We start from the raw sequence: 23240 nt of genomic DNA, 5'->3' as shown, positions 1-23240 counted from the left end.
GGGCAGACGCCGTTTCGGCCGACTGAGCCTCGGCCGAAGCGGCGTCGCCTCGCTCCGGCGGCTGCTTTCCCCCGGCCGCGAGGTGACGGCCGCCCAGGAGCGGGCGGAGGGCGCCCGGCCCGCGCAGCCCGGCACACCGCCTAGGCGGTCGGGCGGCCCATCGCCCGGTAGGTCCACCCGGCCGCCCGCCACACCGTCGGGTCGAGGGCGTTGCGGCCGTCCAGGATGACCCGGGCCGCCGCGACCTCGCCCAGCGCCGCCGGGTCCAGCTCGCGGAACTCGCGCCACTCCGTCAGATGCAGGACGACGTCCGCGCCGCGCACCGCCTCCACCGCGGAGTCGGCGTAGCCGAGGGTCGGGAAGATGCTGCGGGCGTTGGTCATGCCCTTGGGGTCGTAGACCGTGACCTGGCCGCCCTGGAGGTGGATCTGCCCCGCCACGTTCAGCGCGGGCGAGTCCCGTACGTCGTCCGAGTCCGGCTTGAAGGTCGCGCCGAGCACCGCGACCCGCTTGCCGAGGAAGGACCCGCCGCCCAGCACCTGACGGGTCAGGTCCACCATCTGGCCGCGCTGCCGCATGTTGATCGAGTCGATCTCGCGCAGGAACGTCAGCGCCTGGTCGGCGCCCAGCTCACCGGCGCGCGCCATGAACGCCCGGATGTCCTTCGGCAGACAGCCGCCGCCGAAGCCGATCCCGGCCCGCAGGAACTTCTTCCCGATCCGGTCGTCGTGCCCGATGGCCTCGGCCAGCTTGGCGACATCGCCGCCCGACGCCTCGCACATCTCCGCCATCGCGTTGATGAAGGAGATCTTCGTGGCGAGGAAGGAGTTCGCCGAGGTCTTCACCAGCTCGGCCGTCGGGAAGTCGGTGACGACGAAGGGGGAGCCGTCGGCGACCGGCGTGGCGTACACCTCGCGCAGCAGCTTCTCGGCGCGCTCGCTGCGCACGCCGACCACGATCCGGTCCGGGTGCAGGGTGTCGTTGACGGCGAAGCCCTCGCGCAGGAACTCCGGGTTCCAGGCCAGCTCCGCGTCGGGACCGGCCGGCGCGTGCTCGGCGAGGTAGGCGGCGAGCCGGTCCGCGGAACCGACCGGCACGGTCGACTTGCCGACGACCAGCGCCGTGCCCTTGAGGTGCGGGGCGAGCGAGGCGAAGGCGGCGTCGACGTAACTCATGTCGCACGCGTACTCGCCGTGCCGCTGCGGAGTGTTCACACAGACGAAGTGCACATCGCCGAACGCGCCGACCTCGGCCCAGTCCATGGTGAAGCGCAGCCGCCCGCTGGAGCCCTCGATGCCGGCCACGTGCTTGCGCAGCAGCTCCTGTAGGCCCGGCTCGAACATCGGCACCTCGCCGCGCTTGAGCTTCTCGATCTTCTCGGGCACGACATCGAGACCCAGGACCTCGAAACCGAGCTCGGCCATGGCTGCGGCGTGGGTGGCGCCCAGGTAGCCGGTGCCGATCACGGTGATCTTGAGGGCCATGGGGACTCCCTTTGACTGTACGGCGGCGGTGCGCGCCCGAGCATAGTCGGGGCATGGGAGCTCTCCCCACCGGGCACTTTTCCCGCTGTCGCCAAGCTCACGTATCACCCGCGTGGGCGGACCCCTAAAATTTGAGTTACTTAACGGTAATTAGCGCCAGCATCACAGCGTCTTTGGAGCGTGGAGACTTTGGCCGGATCGGCTGACTTCGACCTGTACCGCCCGTCCGAGGAGCACGACATGCTCCGCGACGCCATCCGTTCCCTGGCCGAGGCGAAGATCGCGCCGTACGCCACCGCGGTGGACGAGGAATCCCGCTTCCCGCAGGAGGCCCACGACGCGCTCGTCGCGAACGACCTGCACGCCGTGCACGTGCCCGAGGAGTACGGCGGCGCCGGCGCCGACGCGCTCGCCACGGTCATCGTGATCGAGGAGGTGGCCCGCGTCTGCGCGTCCTCCTCCCTGATCCCGGCCGTGAACAAGCTGGGCTCGCTCCCGGTGATCCTCTCCGGCTCCGAGGACCTGAAGAAGAAGTACATGGCGCCGCTCGCCAAGGGCGAGGGCATGTTCTCGTACTGCCTGTCCGAGCCGGACGCCGGTTCCGACGCGGCGGGCATGAAGACCAAGGCGGTCCGCGACGGCGACAGCTGGGTCCTCAACGGCGTCAAGCGCTGGATCACCAACGCCGGCGTCTCCGAGTACTACACGGTGATGGCCGTCACCGACCCGACGAAGCGCTCCAAGGGCATCTCCGCCTTCGTGGTGGAGAAGGGCGACGAGGGCGTCTCCTTCGGCGCCCCGGAGAAGAAGCTCGGCATCAAGGGCTCCCCGACCCGCGAGGTCTACCTCGACAACGTCCGCATCCCCGCCGACCGCATGATCGGCGAGGAGGGCACCGGCTTCGCGACCGCGATGAAGACCCTGGACCACACCCGCATCACCATCGCCGCGCAGGCCCTCGGCATCGCCCAGGGCGCCCTGGACTACGCCAAGGGGTACGTCCAGGAGCGCAAGCAGTTCGGCAAGCCGATCGCCGACTTCCAGGGCATCCAGTTCATGCTCGCCGACATGGCCATGAAGATCTCGGCCGCGCGCGCCCTGACCTACCAGGCCGCCGCCGCCTCCGAGCGCGGCGACGCCGACCTCACCTACCTGGGCGCGGCCGCCAAGTGCTTCGCCTCGGACGTGGCGATGGAGGTCAGCACCGACGCCGTTCAGCTCCTCGGCGGCTACGGCTACACCCGGGACTACCCGGTCGAGCGCATGATGCGCGACGCCAAGATCACCCAGATCTACGAAGGCACCAACCAGGTCCAGCGCATCGTCATGGCGCGCAACCTGCCGTAGCCCCGAGACGCTCGGCCCCCGGTGCGCGCAAGCCGCCGGGGGCCTCGCTGTGTCCTGGGCCCGGGGAGGCGGGCATCCGCCGGTTCCTGGACATCGGCACCGGCCTGCCCACCGCCGACGACACCCACGAGGTGGCCCGGTCGTCGACCCGTCCTGCCGGGTCGTCCACGTGGACAACGACCCGCTCGTCCCGACCCACGCGCACGCCCTGCTCACCAGCGCGCCGGAGGGCGCCACGAACTACATCGAGGCCGCCGCCATCGTCCGCCGTCTCCTCGCCGCCGTCCCCGCCGGCAGCCACCTGAGTATGGGAACGGCCAGGGCTCGGCCCCGATGACCCTCACGCACTTCGCGGGCGTGGGCCGCAAGGCCAGAGGAAAGAGAGCGGAAAAAGAGCGGTCCCGCCGGGCTCGTCGGCGCGGCGGGACCGGTGTGCCCGGGTCTCAGTTCCCGGAGACGGTGACCTTCTCGTCGTTGTTCAGCTGCTCCACCAGGGTCTTCACCTTCGCCTTGTCCCAGACGAGGTTGCCGCCCGAGGAGCCGGAGATCGGCATGTTCATCGACTTGCCCTCGCCGCCGGTGACGCCCTTCATCGCCCAGAACATCGAGGCCAGGTCGAACAGGCCCATGTCCTTGTCGACGATCAGGGTGTCCAGGCCGGCACTCATCGTCGGGTACAGCTTGAAGGGGTTCAGCACCGTGCCCGGGGTCGCCGCCTGGTTGGCGAGGGCCGCGAGGAACTTCTGCTGGTTCTTGGTGCGGTCCAGGTCGGAGCCGGCCAGCGCGTACCGGGTGCGGACGAAGGCGAGCGCCTCCTCGCCGTTCAGGGTCTGCTTGCCCTCCTCCAGGTCGGCCCCGGACTTGGAGTCCTTGATGCCGCCCTTGGGGATCTCCATCTCCACGCCGCCGACCGCGTCCACGATGTTGGCGAAGCCCGCGAAGCCGATCTCGACGTAGTGGTCGATGTGCAGGCCGGTGTTGAACTCCACCGTCCGCACCAGCAGCTCGGGGCCGTCCTCCGCGTAGGCGGCGTTCAGCTTCACGTGCCGCCCCTTGCCGGGGTAGGTCTTGCCGGACTCCGAGCCCACGAAGGTGGGGATCTCCACGTCCGAGTCGCGCGGCAGCGAGATCAGCGTCGGGCCGTTGCCGCCGGTGTGCAGGATCATCATCGAGTCCGTGCGCTTGCCCTCGGCGGACCCGGTGTGCAGCTTCTTCTTCTCCTCGGCGGACATGCCCGCGCGGCTGTCGGAGCCGACGATCAGGTAGTTCGTGCCCTCGCCCGCCTCCGGCCGGTCGATGACCTTGGACAGGTCGACCCCGCGGTTGAGCTTGGAGTCGGCCCAGAAGTAGGTGCCGACGGTGGTGACCACGAGCACCGTGACGACGGTGATCGCGGTCCACTTGATCCGGCGCCGCCAGTCCGGCGCGGGCCGGGGCTCGCGCATGCCGCCACCGCCCCCGCCGCCGGGGGGCGAGCCGTAGACCTGTCCGGTGTTGTAGCCGCTGTCGTAGCCGTCATGGCCCTGGCCGTCGACGTACGACGGCTGGGGCGGCACGCCGTACGGCGGAGCCGCCTGACCGCCGGACGGTGCCGCCGAGCCGCGGCGGACCTGCCGCATGACGCGCGCGCCATCCGGCCGTGCACTCGCACTGCCGTGTCCGTAGCCGCGGCTGCCGCGGTTCTCGTCGGACCATCCCTCGGGCCAGTTGTTCATGCGCCCCAGTGTGCAGGGAACGGCTGTGTGTCTTACAAGGGTCGGTGGAAAATAGGGGCCTGGCTGTTGCGAACCCAACACAAAGTCCGCGTTCTGCCGCTCGGCATAGGGTGGAGGCCATGACAGACCAGGTCTCCACCGCGGAATCGGACACTCCGGATATCCCGGGCAAGCCGACGTCCGCGTCGCGCACCACGCTCAGCCACATCATGACCCACAGCGACACCAACCTGCTCGGCACCGTGCACGGCGGGGTGATCATGAAGCTGGTCGACGACGCCGCGGGCGCCGTGGCCGGCCGGCACAGCGGGGGGCCCGCGGTCACGGCGTCCATGGACGAGATGGCTTTCCTGGAGCCGGTCCGGGTGGGCGACCTGGTGCATGTGAAGGCCCAGGTCAACTGGACGGGCAAGACGTCCATGGAAGTGGGCGTACGGGTCCTGGCGGAACGCTGGAACGAATCGGCCCCGGCCACCCAGGTCGGCTCGGCGTACCTGGTCTTCGCGGCGGTGGACGCCGACGGCAAGCCGCGCCGGGTTCCCCCGGTGCTCCCGGAGTCGGAGCGGGACAAGCGCCGCTACCAGGAGGCCCAGATCCGCCGGACCCACCGCCTGGCCCGCCGCCGGGCGATCATGGACCTCCGCGAGAAGCGCGCGGCCGAGGGCATCGAGGACTGACGTCGCCGCCCCGCGGCGGCGGGAAGGTCACTTGCAGACCACCTCGTCGCCGCGGACCACCCCGGACTCGCCCTGCGCCGGGTTCACCGCGCGCACCTTGCGCACCCGCTCGAAGTCCGTCCCGGCGATCACCTTCAGCGTCGGTCCGAGCCCCTTCACCGCCCGCAGCCGGCTCCCGGGCAGGGCCGCCGCCAGCGACTTCGCCGAGCGGTCCCAGCCGGGGTCGTAGGCCACCACCGTCCGCTTCACCGTCCGCTGCGCCGCGTTCAGCGGCGCCCGGCTGGTCCGGAACCCCGTCGCCGCCAGCGCCGCGTCCACCCGCTTGCCCAGCCCCTCCGTCGCCGTCCCGTTCTCCACCTGCACCCGGATCTGCTGCGGCGCCACATCCACCGTCACCGCCTCGTTCCGGTGCCGGTGCACGGTGAGCGGCTTGTCCTCGCGCAGGGCCGCGAACAGCCGGGACGACTTCGCGGGGTCCCACTTCAGCGTCGATCCGACGCCTTCCACGACGTGTCCCATCTGCCCGATCGGCACGGTGGTGAACTCCGACGACGAGGGCGAGAAGTTCCGCATCGCCCGGCCGAGCGCCAGCAGCTCATCGGTCCCGAAGCCCTTGTCGGCGCGCACCGACCCGAGCACGGCCCGGGTCACGTCCCGGAACTTGATCGGGTTCAGCAGAAGCCCCGACGACGTCGCCCGCTCCACCAGCGCCGCCAGGAACCGCTGCTGCCGCTGCATCCGCCCGAGGTCCGACGCCCCGTCGACATGGCGGGCGCGGACGTACTGCAGCGCTTCCCCGCCGTTGAGCGCGTGGGTGCCGGCCGGCAGGTCCAGCCCGGTGTAGGAGTCCTTCAGCGGTTCGGCCGTGCACACCTTCACCCCGCCGAGCACGTCCACCGTCTTCATGAAGCTGGTGAAGTCGACCTCCAGGTAGTGGTCGATCTTCACCCGGGTCATCGCCTCGACCGTCCGGACGGTCAGCTGCGGCCCGCCCTCCGCGTACGCGGCGTTCAGCTTCATCGGATGCCCGCGGTGCCGCTCCCCGGTCGTCCCGTCGACATGCGCCGGCGTCATCGCGTACGAATCCCGCGGCAGGCTCACCACACTCGCCCGCTCCCGGTCCGCCGAGATGTGCACGATCATGATCGTGTCGGTGCAGTGGCAGGGCGCCCCGCCGAGCCGGAACTCGCGCCGCTCCGCCGCCGAGATCCGGTCCCGCCCGTCCGTGCCGACCAGCAGCACGTTCATCCCGTGCCCGGCCCGCGGCCGGTTCTTCATGTCCTTGAAGGCGTCCACCCGCGCGATGTCCGCGTCCAGGCCGGTCAGCACCGCGTGCCCGATCCCGGCGGACGCCAGTACCACCACGGACAGCGTGGTCACCGCCCGCATGGCCCAGCGCGGCTTCCCGCGCGGGGCGGACGGCCGCGACGGGCGGCGCCGGGGAGGACGGGGAGATCGGGATGCGGGGGATGCGGGCACGGCGACACCTCCGCGAAGGCCGTACTGAGGGGACGTGGGATCCGTGAGCACCGTAGGCCCATACGATCTGTGGCCCGGTGCACCGCCCCGGGCGGGGCGCACCGGTGTCCCCCGTTCGCGGTAACGTGAGGCCCCTATGAACGCCATTCCCGACGTGCAGCTCCCCGCCGTGTCCGTCATCATGCCCGTCCTCAACGAGGAGCGGCATCTGCGCGGAGCCGTCCAAGCGATCCTCGCCCAGGAGTACGCCGGCGAGATGGAGGTCGTGATCGCCCTCGGTCCGTCCACGGACCGCACGGACGAGATCGCCGCCCAGCTCGTCCGGGAGGACCCCCGCGTCCACACCGTCCCGAACCCGACCGGCCGCACGCCCGCCGCCCTCAACGCCGCGATCAAGGCCTCCCGCCACCCGATCGTCGTCCGCGTCGACGGCCACGGCATGCTCTCGCCGGGCTACATCGAGACCGCCGTGCGGCTCCTGGCGGAGACCGGCGCGCAGAACGTCGGCGGCATCATGCACGCCGAGGGCGAGAACGACTGGGAGCACGCCGTCGCCGCCGCGATGACCTCGAAGATAGGGGTCGGCAACGCGGTCTTCCACACGGGCGGCCAGGCCGGCGAGGCCGAGACCGTCTACCTCGGCGTCTTCCGCCGCGAGGCCCTGGAGCAGCAGGGCGGCTACAACGAGGAGTTCATCCGCGCCCAGGACTGGGAGCTGAACTTCCGCATCCGCGAGGCCGGCGGGCTGATCTGGTTCTCGCCCGAGCTGAAGGTCTCCTACCGCCCGCGGCCGAGCGTGAAGGCGCTCGCCAAGCAGTACAAGGACTACGGCCGCTGGCGGCACGTCGTCGCCCGCTACCACGAGGGCTCCATCAACCTGCGCTACCTCGCCCCGCCGGCCGCGGTGTGCGCCATCGTGGCCGGGCTGGTGGTGGGCGCCGCGCTGCACCCGCTCGGGTTCGTGATCCCCGGCGGCTATCTCGCGGCGATCGTCCTGGGGTCGATCCCGGCGGGCAAGGGGCTGCCGCTGAAGGCGCGGCTGCAGATCCCGGTGGCCCTCGCCACCATGCACATGTCCTGGGGCTGGGGCTTCCTCACCAGCCCGCGCTCCCTGGCCCGCAAGGTCATCGCCTCCCGGCGCCCCGCCGTGCTCAGCCCCACCGGCTGACCACGGCAGTCACCTGAACCCGGCCTAGAACGAGAAGGCCGGGTTCACGTGCATGCAGGCCCCTTCGTCGGCGGCGTTGAGGGCCTTGTCGGCATCGGGCATCCGGTCGTCCTTCTTCGGCGCCTTGTACGCCGTGCCCTCGCGCCAGTCCGCGCCGACGACGAGCGTCACCCCGGTGACCGCCGTGGACCGCTTCACCGCGCTCAGCGGGATGCCCAGGGACTTGGCGACCCGCTGGGCGTCGCCCTCCAGCTCGGCGCTCGGGTAGCGGACGATCGTCCGGTCCTCGCCGAGGATCGTCGAGCGGTCGGCGACCGCCTGCGTGAAGCCCTCCTCCTGGAGCAGCCCGGTCACCGTGCTCGCGCGCCCCTGGGCGGCGCCCAGCGCGTCGGTGCTGGTGCCGTTCTGGACCTGCACGGAGATCTCGCCGTCGGGCGCCGCCGGGTCGTCCGAGAGCTTCTCCTCGGCCGCCTTCTTCCTGCCCTTGCCGTCCAGGGAGATGTCCTCGCGCACCAGCCGGAACAACTGCTCGGCGTCCTCGGTGGGCTCCACGTGCACGCCCACGTACCGGTTCGGCATGGTGGTCATGGTGATGCGCTTCGGGTCCACCTTCCGCAGCTCGTTGCTGAGGTCGAAGAGCTTCTTCACGTCGTCGAGGCCGGGGTCGACGGTGAGGGCGTCGGTGGCCTCCTCGGCCAGCCTGCGCAGCTTCAGCGGGCTGCTGAGGGTGGCGTTCTCGCGCAGCTGCCGGACCATCGAGCTCATGTACATGTGCTGGGCCTTGGCCCGGGCGAGGTCGCTGCCGTCCTCGAACCCGTACCGGGTGCGCAGCCACTGCAGGGCCTGCTCGCCCTTGACCGGGTGGGTGCCCTCCGCCAGCTTCAGACCGGAACCGTGGCCCTCGCTGTCCCGCGAGTGGATGTTGGCGTCCACGCACACCGGGACGCCGCCGATGGCGTCCGCCATCGACACCACGCCCGCGAAGTCGACCATGATGAAGTGGTCGATGTGGATGCCGGTGAGCTCCTGCCAGGTGGCCACCGTGCAGCCCGGGCCGCCGTTGCGCAGGCTCAGGTTCGTCGTCACCCGGCCGTTGCTCGCCGGGTACTCCTCGTCGTCGTCCGGGTCGGTGCACTTGGGTATCTGCACGAGGGTGTCGCGCGGCATGCTGATGACCGACATGTTGGTGCGGTCGGCCGACAGGTGCAGCAGCATCTGCACGTCCGCGCGGGCCGGCGTGCCGAAGGTCTCCCGCGCGCCGCCGAGCTTCTGGTTCTCCTTGCTGTCGCGCGCGTCCGAGCCGATGAGCAGGATGTTCAGCGGGGTCTGCCCGGCGGCGTTCGGCGTCGGCTTGGCGACCTTGTTGTCCCCGAGGTTCAGGTCGTCGTGCCTGATGTTGCCGTTCAGGTGCCGGTAGTACAGGTACCCGGCCCCGGCCGTACCGACGATGACCGCCGCCAGCACGGTCGCGGACCACTTCATCGCCCGCCGCCCCCGCGCCTGACGCGCTCTTCGGCGGCCGCCCCGGCCCTCCCCGCCGTCGGCCACCTGGGCGCCGCCCCCCGCGGCACCCGGAGCGGCCTCGCGCACACTGCTCTGCGTCACTTCCCCGTCCTCCCACCCATACCCATCGAACCGCCCCACCCCTGCGCCATGGAACGGGCCCGCCGTACGTCCTGTCAGACGCTCGGCAGGCCCGTCAGGTCGCCTCAGTGGCTCAACCGGAGCACTGGACCTTGTCGGCCGTCGACTTCTCCACGTCCGGCGTCTTCGCCGAGGAGGAGTCGAGCGGCACGCCCGCTCCCTTGAAGTCCTTGCCCAGGATCAAGGTCATCGTCGGCAGACCCTGGGCGTTGAGCTCGCTCTCGCCCGGCTTCAGCGCGGAACCGGACAGACCCATGATGTCCGCCAGCCTGCGAGCCTGATCTGCCTGGTCGGGAGCGTACTCGAGAGTCGTCTTCGCCTGTTCGGCGTCCGCGTTGCCCGCGTTCTCGGACTTGGTGACACCCGCCTCGTTCTGCAGCCAGGTGAGCTGGAACCCCGCGCTGCCGGAGGCCGCGCCGCCGTTGAGGATGCGCACCCGCACCTCGGAGGCGTCGGCCCTGGGGCCCTTCAGGCGGGCGGCCACGGCGGCGGCTTCCTTCTTCTTCTGCGCCTTGACCTCGGTGAACGACACGTCGTTCCGGATCATGTCGAAGACCTGTGGCGCCGTCGCCTCGTTGACGACGACCGTCGCCTTCACCACCTCGGCCGGGTTGTCCTTGACCGGGACGGTGGTGAAGGTGATGTTCTTCGTCGGCACCTTCTTCAGCTCCAGGGCGATGTCCTTGAGCGTGTTCACACCGCCTATGGCCTTGTCCACCGTCAACGCGTCGGTGGCGGCCTCGGCCAGCTTCAGCAGCTTCCCGGGATTGGTCAGCGTGTCGCTGGAGGACATCTTCCGCATCAGGGAGCCCAGGAACTGCTGCTGCACCTTGATCCGGTCCAGGTCGCTGCTGTTGCTGTACGCCTTGCGGGTGCGGACGAAGGCGAGCGCCTGCTCGCCCTCCAGCGTCGACTCACCCTCGGGCAGGTCGAGTTTGGACTTGTCGTCCTTGATGGGACGGTTGAGGCACACGGTGACCCCGCCCACGGCGGTGCTCAGGGTCTTCACGGCGTTGAAGTCGACCATCATGAAGTGGTCGGGCGCGATGCCGCTGAACTCCTTGACGGTGTCCATGACGCAGCCGGGATCGCGCTCGCTCTCCCCGAGGCTGCGGTTGAAGCGCACGTCCTGCAGGCCGGGGATGACCTTCTCGGTGCCGTCCTCCAGCTTCGTCCGGCACTCCGGGATGTCGATGACCAGGTCCCGGGGGATGCTCATCGCGGTGGCGTTCGACCGGTCCTTGGCCACGTGCAGCAGGATCGTGGTGTCCGCGTGCCCGACGCTGTTCTTGTCGCCGTACCCTTCGTTGCCCTCACCGGTGCGCTTGTCCGTACCGATGATCAGGATGTTGAAGGCCTCGTCCTTGCGGAAGCTGCTCGCGCCCGCGTCACCGACGTCGATGGTGTCGACGTTGCCCTCGAGGTGCTTGAGGTAGAGGTAGCCGCCGGTGGCGGCCGCCACCAGCACGAACGCCATCGAGCCGCCGGTCCACAGCAGCGCCCTCTTCGCCTTCGACCCGCCGGGCCTGCGCCCGCGCCGCCCCGGCGGCTCCTCGGGCTCGGTCCCCCGCCTGCGCGGCGGCGGCACCCCGCGGCCCGGCGCCCGCGTCGGCCGCACGGTGGTGCCGTCCGGCCGGGGCGCGGAGCGTCCGCGCGGACCGGGGACAGGGGAGCGCGGCGACTGCGGTGCGGAAGTGCTCAGTCGCAGTTCGTATTCGCCGGTGTTCGGATTGAGCACCCATTGGTCTGCGGGGTCGATGTTCTCCGACCGCCCACGGCCTGCGTCCACGGTTGTCCGAATCCTCCGTCGGGAAGGCGCCGCGCGGAACGTCGCCGCGGGGCCCGATGCACCGGATCGCTCACACTATCCGCACACTTCGGCGCCGAGCGACGTCGGTGAGAAATTCCACGTGCGTACAACCGAATGGGGTGTCCCTACAAGCGGTCAATTCGTTCCAATTCCACGAACTGACCGCTCAGGAGGGGTCACTTGGCGCACTCGACCTGATCCGCGGTGGACTTGTCCACGCCCGCGGGGGCCTTCCCCGGCGACGATCCGGTGATCGGGACGCCGGCACCCTTGAAGTCCTTGCCCAGGGTCAGCGTCATCGTGGGCAGCCCCTGGGCGTTGCTGACGCTCTCGCCGGGCTTCATCGCGGAGCCGGCGAGACCCATCAGGTCCGCCAACCGCCGCGCCTGGTCCGCCTGTTCGGGCGCGTACTCCAGCGTCGTCCGCGCCTGTACGGCTTCGGCGTTGCCCGCGTTCTCGGACCTGGTGACGCCCTCCTCGGTCTGCAGCCAGGTCAGCACCTCCTGGGCGCTGCCGGTCTCCGCGCCGCCGTTGAAGACCCGCACGCGCACCTCGGAGGGGTCCGCCTTGGTGCCCTTCAGGCGGGCGGCGACGGCGGCCTTCTCCTTCTTCTTCTCCGCCTTGACGTCGGTGAACGACACATCGTTCTTGATCATGTCGAAGACCTCGGGCGCCGTCTCCTCGTTGACGACGACGGTCGACTTCACCGTCTCGTTCGGGTTGTCGACCACCGGGACCGTGGTGAACGTCAGGTTCTTGGTGTTGAGCTTGCCCAGCTCCAGGCCCAGGTCCTTCAGCTTGCCGATGCTGTCCAGCTGGGAGTCGACCGTGAGCGCCTCGGTGCCCGCCTCCGCCAGCTTCACCATCTTCGTCGGGCTGGTGAGCGTGTCGTTGGACTTCAGCTTGCGCATCAGCGAGCTCAGGAACTGCTGCTGCAGCCCGATCCGGCTCAGGTCGCCGCCGAAGCCCACGGAGTGCCGGGTGCGCACGAAGGCCAGCGCCTGCTCGCCCTCGATGGTGTGGGTGCCCTTGGACAGCTTCAGATGCGAGTCCGGGTCGTCGATGTCCTTGGCCAGGCACACCTCGACGCCACCGACCGCGCTGGTGAGCGTCTTGACCGCGTTGAAGTCGGCCACCATGAAGTTGTCCGGGGTGATCCCGGTCAGCTCGGTGACGGTCCGCATGGTGCAGCTGGGCGTACGGCCGCCCTGCCCGAGGCTGGTGTTGAAGCGCACGCCGCTCGACCCGGCGATGACCTTCGTGGTCCCGTCCTCCTGCGTGGTCGGGCAGTCCGGGATGTCGACGACCAGATCCCGGGGAATGCTGAGCGCGGTGGCGTTCGACCGGTCCTTGGAGACGTGCAGCAGGATCGTGGTGTCGGCGTGGCCGGTGCTGCCCTTGTCGCCGTAGCCCTCGTTGCCCGCACCGGTGCGCTTGTCGGTGCCGATCAGCAGGATGTTGATGGCCTCGTCCTTCTTGAAGCCACCGGTGCCGGCGCCGTCGTCGGAGACGGAGTCGATGTTGTCGTTGAGGTGATCCAGGTAGAGGTACCCGGCCCCGGCGGAGGCGATCAGCAGGAACGCCATGCTGCCGCCGGTCCACAGCAGGAACTTCTTCGCCCTGGACGGCTTCTGCGCGGGGCGCCGTCCGCGCCGGCCGGGCAGGGGCTCCTCGGGCACCCCGCGCCGGCGCCGGGGCGGCGGGACCGCACGTCCGGGACGCGGAGCGCGCACGGGCGTCGCGGTCCGTCCGGCGGATCTGCGGGGAGAGGCGACGGCCGACTGCGCTGCGGATGGGCGCAGTCGCAATTCGTATTCGCCGGTGTTCGGATTGAGCACCCACTGGTCGGCGGGATCGATGTTCTCCGCCCGCCCACGGCCTTGCGCGTCCACGGTTGTCCGAATCCTCCGTCGGGGCCACGCGGCGCCTTCCCCCTCCAAGGCGCTCGGGTCACGGTCAAACAGTGCGCGACCCCATGACGTACCAGGGTGGAACGGCGTGGCCGGGTGCACCGGATCGCTCACACTATCCGCCCGGTTCGACGTGGAGCGACGACGGTGACGCATTCCACGCCCCTACAACCGGTCAATACGGAGCATTTCCCTGAACCGGTGTTCGCCTCCTTGGCGCGCCTTTTACCCGCAACCGTCCTGGGCGGCGGTGTTTCCCCGGAACGTGGGGGCGGGGGAGGAGGCGCGAGAGGGAGCGTGCCGGTCGCGGGCGTTCGCTTCACTCGCTCCGGGACGACCCTTTTGACTTACTTCGACGGGCGTGTCGGTCCGCAGGCGCTCGAACAGCCTTTCCGCTTCGGGTTCCACGAGCTGGTCGCGATTGGGGTTGTAGACATACGACTCCCGGGGAACGGTCAGAAATTGCACACGTTCGGTGGGGATGTCGCGCGCACCCCGGACGAGTTGGTACAAACCCCGCAAGCTTGCCAGGGCGGGATCGGTGGTCAGCGAGGACGTGGCGGCATCCAGAACGGGATACAGCCGCGCCGGATTCAGCAGTACGTCATTGCTCTGCACCTTGTTGACGAGGGCGCCGAGAAAGCGTTGCTGACGTTCCATGCGGTCGGTGTCGCTGCCGTTGCCCAGGGACTTGCGGGCCCGTACGTACCCGAGGGCCTGCTCCCCGTCGAGCACCACCCGCCCGGCGGGAAGCCGCAGCTTGGCGGGCTTGTCGTTGATCGGCTCCCGCAGGCAGACCTCGACGCCGCCCACCGCGTCGACCATGTCCTTGAACCCCCGGAAGTCGACGACCATGTGGTGGTCGATCCGCACGCCGGTGAGCTTCTCGACCGTGCGGATGCTGCACGCCGAGCCGCCCATCTCGTAGGCGTAGTTGAACATCGCGAACACGGGCTCGGTGCGCTCGCCGTCCGGCCGCAGACAGGACGGCACCTCGACCATGAGATCCCGGGGCAGTGACACCGCGGTGGCGCTGCGCCGGCCGGCGGACAGGTGCAGCAGGATGGTGGTGTCGGACCGCTCGGTGCCCGAGTCCCGCCCGTAGCGACGGTTCTCGCCTCCGGAGCGGGTGTCGGACCCGATCACCAGGATGTTCCGCGCGTTCTTGACGAGGGAACTGGGCCGCTCGCTCTCGTACCGGGCGAGCTCGGCGGCGGCGGCCTCGTCCGGGGTGATGTTCCCGTCCAGCTTCGCGTAGACGGCCCATCCGGCTCCCAGGCCCGCCAGCGCCACCACACCCACCCCGAGCGAGGCCCGCCGGACCCATCGACGCCGGCGCCGGCGTATGAGCCCCGTCCCACTGGCCCGGGCCCCCCACCCCGAGGCCCCGCCTCCACTTTCGGTCACGTCTACGTCCACCCCTCATGGCGTGCGGCCCGAAATCTCCTTGGTCTCCCTTACGACCATGACGGGAACCGGGGGAGGGGGGTGAGCGGTGATGGGCCGAACGGGGGAGGGGATCCCCAGCCCGGGAGGACTCACCGCGCGGAGATCACCGGGCCACGGCAGTGACCCGTTCGCTCTCGATCCGCTGGGCCAGGGCCTCCTCGCCCAGCGCCGCCAGGTTCCGGCACAGCACCACCGACCCGCCGGTGGCCAGCGCGCCGTACAGCCCGGCGTTCAGCCCCTCCCACGAGTCGTACCCCAGCCCCGACAGGATCCGGGACCCCGGCCCGGTCAGCCCCAGCCCCGTCGCCTCGTCCCGCGCCCGCTCCACGACCTCCGCCCCGCTGAACTCCCGCCCGGCGACGATCAGTGCCGGCTCGTCGGGATCCACCGCGGCGAACGGCACGAACCGGTCCCCCTGCCCCGGCACCTCCACCGCGTAATCCGCGAACCCGGGCGGCACCTGCGGGAAACGCCCGCCCAGCGGCCGCAGCGCCAGGGCGACCCGCTCCCCGCCGCAGCTCCGCGCCGCGTCCAGCGTGTCCGGACCGCTCACCACGACCTCGGCCGCGGCCACGTCCGCGCCGCCCATGTCCGCGACGGTTCCGACGGACGAACAGGCCAGCAGCCACACCGACGTCTGCCAGTGCGCGGGCAGCAGCAGCGCCACCCGGTCACCGGGTCCGGCGCCCAGATCCCCCTGGAGGAGATTCGCGGTCTTGGCCACCCAATTGGCGAAGGTGGCCACGGACAATTCGACGCGCTCCCCGGTGGCATCGTCGTAGAAGGTCACCAGGGGACGCGCGGGGTCCGCGGCGAGCGCGGAACGCAGCAGGTCGGCAGGGGTGCGATCAGTGGCATTCACCCGCGTCAGCGTACGCGCGCGGCACCCCCCGCACCCCCCGCGCCCACCACCGATTCGGCCGAACTCCGATCGACACCCCGTCAAATCCCCAATGGACAGATATGTATGACTATGTCCAACATCAGGGGCATGCGTGGATTCCTTGCTTCCTCAATCGGTGTCACTTGTGCGGCCGCTCTCGTTCTTCCGCTGGCCCCATCCGTCGCCGCGGCGCCCATGAGACCCGCGCCGACGGCGGAAGCGGCCACCGCACCCGGCGAGAGACCGGCCCCCGGCCACACCGACTCCCTCCCCCTGACAGCGCTCCCCGCCACCAGAGCGACCCCCACCTCACCCGCCGCCCGGGAACAGGGCCTGCCCCCCAGGGACGTGCGCCGCTTCTCCCTCGTCGGCGTCGTCTGGGACGACCCCGACGCCGAACTGCACGGCCGCGTCGAGGTCCGCACCCGGGCCACGGCCACCGGCACCTGGTCCGGCTGGCAGGACCTGGAGACCCACAACGCCGAGCACGCCGCCGACCCGGGCACCGCCGAACGCACCTCGGGCCGGGTACGCGGCTCCACGGCCCCCCTGTGGGTCGGCGACTCGGACGGCGTGGAGGTACGCGTCCGGGCGGACCAGGCCCAGGACCCGTTCGCGAACCCGTTGCCGTCAGGACTGCGCCTGGAACTGGTCAACCCCGGCCAGGAGGAGCCCTCCCGCCCGGCCGGCCGGGCCGCCGCCCCCCAGGACACCCCCGCCACCACCATGACCGCGGAGACGGCGGCGGCCTCCGCCGCCAACGCCGAACTGGCCCCGCTGGGCGCCCTGGAGATCCCCGAGCTCACCCCGGACCGGACGCGCGAGGAACTGTTCGCCCTGCGCGGCGCCGAACTGACGGAGGAACAGAGGGCGAGGCCGTACATCGGCCCCCGCCCCCGCATCGTCACCCGCCGCGGCTGGGGCGCGAACGAGAGCTGGCGGGAGAAGAAGTTCGTCTACACGAAGAAGGTGAAGGCGGCCTTCGTGCACCACACGGCGTCCGGCAACGGGTACAAGTGCTCGCAGGCGCCCTCCGTCATCCGCGGTATCTACCGCTACCACGTGAAGAGCATGGGCTGGCGGGACATCGGCTACAACTTCGTCGTCGACAAGTGCGGAAACCTCTACGAGGGCCGGGCCGGTGGCGTGGCCAAGCCGGTCCTCGGCGCCCACACCCTCGGTTTCAACACGCACAGCATGGGGATCGCCCTCCTCGGCAGCCACGCCAGCAGCAAGCCCTCCGGCGCCGCCGTGAAGGCCGTGGCCCGGCTCACCGCCTGGAAACTCGGGCTCTACGGCGCCAATCCGCGCGGAAAGACATACCTGAAGTCCGGAGGTGGCAATCTCTACGCAAAAGGTAGGAACGTACGACTGAATGTGATCTCCGGCCACCGTGACGGCTTCGCCACGGAGTGCCCGGGCTGGCAGATGTACCGCAAGCTCGGCACGGCCCGCGCGACGGCGGCCGAACTCCAGGGCCGCTGACCGGGCGCCGCCGCCGGACGACCACATGCACCGCCATCGGGGGGAAGGCGGATCCATGACCAACGCCGCACTGCCGTCGAGGGCACCGCACACAGTCCGCACACCACGGGCTGCATACACTGACCGGCCGAAAGACAGTTCGGCCGGTCCCGGCAGGAAGCGGAGACAACAGGTGACAGAAGCGATCCTCCTGGTCGGCGGCAAGGGCACACGGCTGCGTCCGCTCACCGTGCACACGCCCAAGCCCATGGTCCGGGCGGCCGGGGTCCCCTTCCTCACCCACCAGCTCGCGAGAGCGAGAGCGGCGGGCGTCGACCACATCGTCCTGGCCACGTCCTACCTGGCCGAGGTCTTCGAGCCGTACTTCGGTGACGGCGCCTCGCTGGGCCTGCACATCGAGTACGTCACCGAGGAGGAGCCGCTCGGCACGGGCGGCGCCATCCGCAACGTCGCCTCCCGTCTGCACTCCGCCCCCGACGACCCGGTCCTGGTCTTCAACGGCGACATCCTGACGGGCCTGGACATCCGGGCTCTGGTCAACACCCACCGGCGCACGGAGGCGGACGTCTCCCTCCACCTGACGCAGGTGACGGACCCGCGGGCGTACGGCCTGGTGCCCACGGACGAGACGGGCCGGGTGACGGCGTTCCTGGAGAAGCCGCAGACCCCGGAGGAGATCGTCACCGACCAGATCAACGCGGGCGCCTACGTCTTCCGCCGCTCGGTCATCGACACGATCCCCACGGGCCGCCCGGTCTCCGTGGAACGCGAGACCTTCCCCGACCTCCTGTCGGCGGGAGCGCACCTGCAGGGCATGGTCGACTCGACGTACTGGCTGGACCTGGGCACGCCGGCGGCCTTCGTACGGGGCTCCGCGGACCTGGTGCTGGGCCGGGCCCCGTCGCCCGCGGTCCCCGGCCGCTGCGGCGACCGGCTCGTCCTGCCCACGGCCCGGGTCGCCCCGGACGCCAAACTGGCGGGCGGCACGGTGGTGGGCGAGGGGGCGTTCGTGGCGGAGGGCGCCCGGGTCTTCGGCAGCACGATCCTGCCCGGCGCGGTCATCGAACCCGGCGCCGTCATCACGGACTCCCTGATCGGCACCCGGGCCCGGGTGGGCGAACGCTCCATCCTCACCGGCACGGTCATCGGCGACGGTGCCGTCATCGGCCCCGACAACGAACTCACCGACGGCGCCCGGGTCTGGTGCGACGCCCAGATCCCCCCGAGATCCCTCCGCTTCTCCCCGGACCAGTAACCGCCGGGACCGACGGGCAGGGGCGGCGGGGGCCGGAACTCCCCGCCCCGCACCCCGTCACAGCCGTCCGACGTCCCATCGGGGCATCCGCGGCGCCCGCCGCCCCGGCACCCGCCCGCTGAGCAGGATCAGCCGCGCCGCCCGGTGCCGCTGCCCCGCATACGGCTCCAGCAGCGACAGCATCACCGCGTCATCCGCATCCCGGTCCCCCGCGAGCGCGAACCCCACGATCCCCGGCAGATGCAGATCCCCCACGGTCACCGCGTCCGCCGCCCCATGGCTGCGCTGCACCACTTCCGCAGAGGTCCAGGGACCCACCCCCGGCACCACTTCGAGCCGCGCCCGCGCCTCCTCCGGCGCCATCCCCACCGTCTGCTCCAGCCGCGCGGCGACCCGGACCGACCGCAGAATCGTCGACGCCCGCTTGTCGTCGACCCCCGCCCGGTGCCACTCCCAGGACGGAATCAGCGCCCACGTCCGCGCGTCCGGCATCACACACATCTGCCCCGGCACGGGCCCCGGCGCCGGCTCCCCGAACTTCCGCACCAGCAACCGCCACGCCCGGTACGCCTCGTCGGTCGTGACCTTCTGCTCGAGAATCGACGGAATCAACGACTCCAGCACCAGCCCGGTCCGCGTCAGCCGCAGCCCCGGCCGCCGGTGCCGGGCCGTCGCCACCACCCGGTGCCGGGGCACGAACGCCTCGGGATCGTCCGCGGCACCCAGCAGTTCCGGCACCCGCTCCAGCAGCCACTCGGCCCCTGGCCCCCACGCCTCCGCCCGGACGGCCGCACCCCGCGCGGTGACCCGCAGGCTCCCGGGCCCCAGGGGCGTACGGCTGACCCGCCACACGGCCCCGTCCGGCATCGCCCGGAACGTGGGATCCCCGGGCCCCCGCCGCAACGGCCCGAGCACCAGCCCGAGATCGAGCGGCCCCTGGGGCACGTACGTCCGCTCCCGCCCCGCCGCAGCGGCCTGCCGCGGCAGCCTCGCGGGCACACCGGCAGGCCCCCCGGGCACGGTCGTGCGCGGGGGCCGAGGAGCGAATCGTCCAGCCACGAATGAGGTCCTAGGGAAGAGGAGAAAGTCCTACGAGAGTAGGCCCGAGCCGCCGTACGTCAGCGCACCTCGATGAAAGTCCCCGCGTCCCGCCCGGCCCGCGGCCGGGGATCCTCCGCGGGATGCCCCACGGCGACGGCCCCCATGGGATCCCACTCCGGCGGCAGCCCCAGCACGTCCCGTACGACCTCGCGGCAGAACATCGTCGAGGAGACCCACGCCGACCCCAGCCGCTCCCCGGCCAGCGCCACGAGGAAGTTCTGCACCCCGGCCCCGGCGGCCACCACGAACATCTCCCGCTCGGCGGCGTCCCGCCGGGGATCGCCGTAGGTGTGCGATCCGTCCATGACCAGGCACGGCACCACCAGATAGGGGGCGTTGCGCAGGACGTCCCCCCGCCGCACCCGCTTGGCGATGGACTCCTCGCTCTTGCCGTCCCGCCGCAGGTCCGCGATCCAGGCCTCCCGCATCGCGTCGAGCAGCCGCACCCTCGACTCCGCCGACTCCAGCAGCACGAACCGCCACGGCGTGGTGTGATGCGGCGCCGGGGCCGTCACGGCCGCGGCGACCGCCCGCCGTACCGCCCCGGGGTCGACGGGTTCGTCGGTGAAGGCCCGCACCGTACGGCGCTGGGTGACCGCGAGCCGTACCGCCTCGGAGGTCCCCAGCCGGAACATGTCGTCGCGCCCGCCGCGCACCATGGCCCGCGCGCCCTCGCCGTCGTCCCCCGTCAGCACGTGCGGCAGCCCGCGCACCACGGCGACGGGCAGCCCGGCGGCCTTGCCCTTCACCAGGTCACCGGCGGCCGCCAGCTCGTCCGCGGTCGCCACGACGGTCGCGGCGAGCGGATTGCCGTGCGCGTCCGTGCCCCCGCGCAGGTCGTCGAGGACCCGCACCCCGGCGGCGCCGATCGCCACGTCCGTGAGGCCCGAGCGCCAGGGGCGTCCGAAGGTGTCGGTGACGACCACCCCGACCTCGACGCCGAGGGCGTCCCGCAGCCCGTCCCGGATCGCCCGCGCGGACGCGTCCGGGTCCTCCGGCAGCAACAGCACCGTCCCGGCCGGGGTGTTGGAGGCGTCGACCCCGGCCGCGGCCATGACCAGGCCCTGCCGGTTCTCCACGATCCGCAGCGGGCCGCGGCGCGCCACGACCCGTACGGTCTCGGCGTCGATCGCGGCCTCCCGGTCGGCCGCGCGCACGACCCGGCCCTCCGCCTTGGACACGATCTTGGAGGTGACGAGCAGCACGTCACCGTCGGCCAGCGCGGGCTCCGCGGCCGCGATCAGCTTGGCGAGGTCGTCGCCCGCCGCGATCTCGGGGAGTCCGGGCACGGCCCAGACCCGGTAGGAGACCTCGCTCACACCCCCCGCACCTCCTCGGCCAGCGCCAGCGCCTCCCGCGCCATCCGCTCGGTCGCGTCGAGGCCGGTCATCATCAGCGGTACGGCCCGGCAGCGGATGCCGGCCGACTCGATCCGCTCCACGGAAGCGGCGTCCACGGTGTCGACGAGCCAGCCGTCGAGCAGCCCCGAGCCGTAGTGCTCGGCGACCGCGGCGGCCGTCGACTCCACGCCGACCGCCGCGAGGACCTTGTCGGCCATCCCGCGCACGGGCGCGTCCCCGACGATGGGGGACAGGCCCACCACCGGCACCCCGGCGTCGGCGATGGCCTCCCGGATGCCGGGCACGGCGAGGATGGTGCCGATCGAGACGACCGGGTTCGACGGCGGGAACAGCACCACGTCCGCCTCGGCGACGGCCTCGAGGACGCCCGGGGCGGGCTTCGCCTGCTCGGCGCCGACCGGCACGACGGCCTGGGCGGGGACGGAGGCCCGCAGCCGTACCCAGTACTCCTGGAAGTGGACCACCTTGCGCTCGCCGTCCAGCTCGACGGCGACGTGGGTCTCCACGCGGTCGTCGCTCATCGGGATGAGCCGGACCCCGGGCTGCCACCGGTCGCACAGCGCCTCGGTGACCGCGCTCAGCGGATATCCGGCGCCGATCATCTGGGTCCGCACGATGTGCGTGGCGAAGTCCCGGTCGCCGAGGCCGAACCACTCCGGCCCCACGCCGTACGCCGCGAGCTCCTCCTTGAGGTGGAAGGTCTCGTCGGCCCGCCCCCAGCCCTGCTCCTCGTTGATGCCGCCGCCGAGGGTGTACATCACCGTGTCGAGGTCCGGGCAGACCTTCAGCCCGAAGAGGTGGATGTCGTCGCCGGTGTTGCCGATCACGGTGATGTCCGCGTCCTGCGCGGCCTGCTTCAGACCGCGCAGGAACCGGGCACCGCCGATGCCGCCTGCCAGAACCACAATGCGCATGGGAGCAAGCATGGCAGGCGGGTCCGACAACGCGTCAGGCGGTCACGAGACCCGGGCGGCCTCCGCCGCGCACCGGGTGTGCATCGGCATCTCGGTCAGGCCCGGGTAGTAGACGTGCAGGCTCACCGCCGGCTCCAGCGCGTCGTTGATCACCTCGTGCACGTACCCCGGCGCGAACACCCGCTGCACCCCGGCCGCCAGCGCGCGCGTGCCGCGCTCCGTGCGCTCGGTCAGCGTGCCGTCGAGGACGGTCAGGACGCCGGAGGAGGGGCCGTGGTCGTGCAGCCCGCTGCCCTGCCCGGGCACCCAGGACAGCAGCCAGACCTCGTAGCCGGGGCCGGTGCGCAGCCGGTGGTACCAGCGGGAGGTGGCGTCGTAGCGGACGAGGTGCTCCCACTGGGAGCGGTCCGCGGCGATGGACCGGGCCAGGCCGGCGAACTCGGCGACGGTGGCCGGGTGCTCGCGCGGAGCCTGGAGGAGGTGCGGGACTTCGAGGATGTCGCCGGCGATCTGGAGGTCGCTGTCGCTGTTCATCGGTGGGGTGGTTCCTCAGTGAAAGAAGGTCCAAGGGAACAAGGAACCGAGTCGCTGGGGACGGGACCCGGCCTGCAGCTGGAGCGGGAACGGCTCAACAGCTGGGACAGCAACAACAGCCACAGCGAGCGTGGACAGCACCGAGGGACCCGGCGGTGCGGGTCGAGGTGAGTGCCAAGTTCGCGAGCATGCCCACAAGGACAGCGGTTCACACCATCACTGTCAACTCGACCCCCGGTATGTGGGACGTGGTTCACCTCATCCGGTTCATCTCGCTGACGAAAGGTTTGTTCACGCGGCACCCGGGACACATGGCGCTCTACCGGGCGCACAAGCCTCGTTGCCGTCCCGTGATCCGACTGTGATCCGGTTCGCTTCGACGCGCGCGTCGGAACGAGATCGAACTCCTGGGCGTCCTTGTCCGTACTAGCCCTGTACGGGCCGGAGGCCCTCGTGGGTCCCCCTGCGTGTCAAGGTTTATGCCGATTTGAACACTTTCCGCTAGGCCTTGGTTCCGCAGAGTGAATAAGGGGCCCAATAGCAGATCTCGGCTTGACTCGCCCGGAGCAGCACACTTGTAATTTCACTCGTGTCGTTCAGCCGGAATCGGTAACGGCTACATCACGGGGACGCGAAAAGACAGACGAGGGGCGCACATGACCGAGACGGTGCAGCAACTGCTGGTCGACGACGCGGACGAGGAACTCGGCTGGCAGGAGCGCGCACTGTGCGCCCAGACCGACCCCGAGTCCTTCTTTCCCGAGAAGGGCGGCTCCACCCGCGAGGCCAAGAAGGTCTGCCTGGCCTGTGAGGTCCGCTCCGAGTGCCTCGAATACGCCCTCGCCAACGACGAGCGCTTCGGCATCTGGGGCGGCCTGTCCGAGCGGGAACGCCGCCGTCTGAAGAAGGCCGCCGTCTGACCGGACGGCACCGCCGCACGCGATCAGCGGCCCGTCGCACGTGGGTTGTCCACAGGCGGCGGGCCGTCCGCATGCCCAGCCGATAGTGTGGGCGCTCGTCCGAG

18 protein-coding genes and 1 pseudogene are annotated in these 23240 nt (G+C 71.1%); 7 read left to right on the top strand and 12 right to left on the bottom strand.

The window, feature by feature from the left end:
* Positions 1-140 precede the first annotated feature (140 nt).
* The gene (locus M8H82_RS31015; RefSeq protein ID WP_250078408.1) at positions 141-1484 is read right to left on the bottom strand and encodes a UDP-glucose/GDP-mannose dehydrogenase family protein; all 1344 of its coding nucleotides are present in this window, start codon (positions 1482-1484) and stop codon (positions 141-143) included.
* A 189-nt stretch (positions 1485-1673) separates the two neighbouring features.
* Between M8H82_RS31015 and M8H82_RS31010 the strand changes: the two genes are divergently transcribed.
* Both M8H82_RS31010 and M8H82_RS31005 read left to right on the top strand, forming a co-directional pair.
* A complete protein-coding gene (locus tag M8H82_RS31010; RefSeq protein WP_250078407.1) occupies positions 1674-2831 on the top strand; it encodes an acyl-CoA dehydrogenase family protein in 1158 nt (385 codons plus the stop codon).
* A gap of 62 nt (positions 2832-2893) precedes the next feature.
* A pseudogene (locus M8H82_RS31005) lies at positions 2894-3135 on the top strand (SAM-dependent methyltransferase); the annotation flags it as partial.
* A gap of 139 nt (positions 3136-3274) precedes the next feature.
* Here the strand turns inward: M8H82_RS31005 and M8H82_RS31000 are convergent.
* Positions 3275-4546, bottom strand: a complete 1272-nt coding sequence (locus M8H82_RS31000; RefSeq protein WP_250078406.1) for an LCP family protein — start codon at positions 4544-4546, stop codon at positions 3275-3277.
* 119 nt (positions 4547-4665) lie between these two features.
* On the opposite strand from M8H82_RS31000, the gene M8H82_RS30995 reads away from it, so the two are divergent.
* Positions 4666-5223 carry an acyl-CoA thioesterase gene (locus tag M8H82_RS30995; protein WP_250078405.1) on the top strand — a complete coding sequence of 186 codons (558 nt, stop codon included), beginning with the start codon at positions 4666-4668 and terminating at the stop codon, positions 5221-5223.
* A gap of 27 nt (positions 5224-5250) precedes the next feature.
* On the opposite strand, the gene M8H82_RS30990 is transcribed toward M8H82_RS30995, so the two are convergent.
* Positions 5251-6612 (bottom strand): LCP family protein, encoded by a 1362-nt coding sequence (locus M8H82_RS30990; protein WP_250078404.1) that lies wholly within the window; start codon positions 6610-6612, stop codon positions 5251-5253.
* A 226-nt stretch (positions 6613-6838) separates the two neighbouring features.
* Here M8H82_RS30990 and M8H82_RS30985 point away from each other — a divergent pair, with 226 nt between their 5' ends.
* Complete coding sequence (locus tag M8H82_RS30985) at positions 6839-7870, top strand: glycosyltransferase family 2 protein (protein ID WP_250078403.1); 1032 nt, start codon at positions 6839-6841, stop codon at positions 7868-7870.
* Between the two features lie 24 nt (positions 7871-7894).
* Here M8H82_RS30985 and M8H82_RS30980 read toward each other — a convergent pair whose 3' ends face one another.
* The 5 genes from M8H82_RS30980 to M8H82_RS30960 all read right to left on the bottom strand — a co-directional run bounded on the left by M8H82_RS30980 (position 7895) and on the right by M8H82_RS30960 (position 15545).
* The gene (locus M8H82_RS30980) at positions 7895-9475 is read right to left on the bottom strand and encodes an LCP family protein (protein ID WP_374211722.1); all 1581 of its coding nucleotides are present in this window, start codon (positions 9473-9475) and stop codon (positions 7895-7897) included.
* Positions 9476-9587: 112 nt separating this feature from the next.
* On the bottom strand, positions 9588-11303 hold the full coding sequence (locus M8H82_RS30975; protein ID WP_250078402.1) for an LCP family protein: 1716 nt from the start codon (positions 11301-11303) through the stop codon (positions 9588-9590).
* 197 nt (positions 11304-11500) lie between these two features.
* On the bottom strand, positions 11501-13216 hold the full coding sequence (locus M8H82_RS30970) for an LCP family protein (RefSeq protein WP_250078401.1): 1716 nt from the start codon (positions 13214-13216) through the stop codon (positions 11501-11503).
* Positions 13217-13459: 243 nt separating this feature from the next.
* Positions 13460-14581, bottom strand: coding sequence for an LCP family protein (locus tag M8H82_RS30965; protein ID WP_250078441.1), 1122 nt, complete (start codon positions 14579-14581; stop codon positions 13460-13462).
* A gap of 205 nt (positions 14582-14786) precedes the next feature.
* Positions 14787-15545: a TIGR03089 family protein gene (locus tag M8H82_RS30960; protein WP_250078400.1), complete on the bottom strand. Its 759-nt coding sequence runs from the start codon at positions 15543-15545 to the stop codon at positions 14787-14789.
* Between the two features lie 111 nt (positions 15546-15656).
* Between M8H82_RS30960 and M8H82_RS30955 the strand changes: the two genes are divergently transcribed.
* Both M8H82_RS30955 and M8H82_RS30950 read left to right on the top strand, forming a co-directional pair.
* A complete protein-coding gene (locus M8H82_RS30955) occupies positions 15657-17051 on the top strand; it encodes a peptidoglycan recognition protein (protein WP_374211724.1) in 1395 nt (464 codons plus the stop codon).
* A 172-nt stretch (positions 17052-17223) separates the two neighbouring features.
* A complete protein-coding gene (locus tag M8H82_RS30950) occupies positions 17224-18306 on the top strand; it encodes an NDP-sugar synthase (protein WP_250078398.1) in 1083 nt (360 codons plus the stop codon).
* A gap of 57 nt (positions 18307-18363) precedes the next feature.
* Here M8H82_RS30950 and M8H82_RS30945 read toward each other — a convergent pair whose 3' ends face one another.
* From M8H82_RS30945 to M8H82_RS30930, 4 genes are read right to left on the bottom strand one after another with little or no spacing between them, the layout of a single operon-like run.
* Positions 18364-19365: a DNA-3-methyladenine glycosylase 2 family protein gene (locus M8H82_RS30945; protein WP_250078397.1), complete on the bottom strand. Its 1002-nt coding sequence runs from the start codon at positions 19363-19365 to the stop codon at positions 18364-18366.
* A 59-nt stretch (positions 19366-19424) separates the two neighbouring features.
* Positions 19425-20726, bottom strand: a complete 1302-nt coding sequence (locus M8H82_RS30940; RefSeq protein WP_250078396.1) for a coenzyme F420-0:L-glutamate ligase — start codon at positions 20724-20726, stop codon at positions 19425-19427.
* Positions 20723-21682, bottom strand: coding sequence for a 2-phospho-L-lactate transferase (gene cofD / locus M8H82_RS30935; protein WP_250078395.1), 960 nt, complete (start codon positions 21680-21682; stop codon positions 20723-20725). Before cofD ends, M8H82_RS30940 begins: the two co-directional genes overlap by 4 nt.
* Before the next feature lie 42 nt (positions 21683-21724).
* Complete coding sequence (locus M8H82_RS30930; RefSeq protein ID WP_250078394.1) at positions 21725-22216, bottom strand: cysteine dioxygenase family protein; 492 nt, start codon at positions 22214-22216, stop codon at positions 21725-21727.
* Between the two features lie 656 nt (positions 22217-22872).
* On the opposite strand from M8H82_RS30930, the gene M8H82_RS30925 reads away from it, so the two are divergent.
* Complete coding sequence (locus M8H82_RS30925; protein WP_010034659.1) at positions 22873-23136, top strand: WhiB family transcriptional regulator; 264 nt, start codon at positions 22873-22875, stop codon at positions 23134-23136.
* The last annotated feature ends 104 nt before the right edge of the window (positions 23137-23240 follow it).

The organism is Streptomyces sp. YS415 (assembly GCF_023544665.1).
GTDB lineage: Bacteria > Actinomycetota > Actinomycetes > Streptomycetales > Streptomycetaceae > Streptomyces.
Note: the sequence above shows the minus strand (reverse complement) of the source record. Positions and strands in the feature narration are given on the sequence as shown.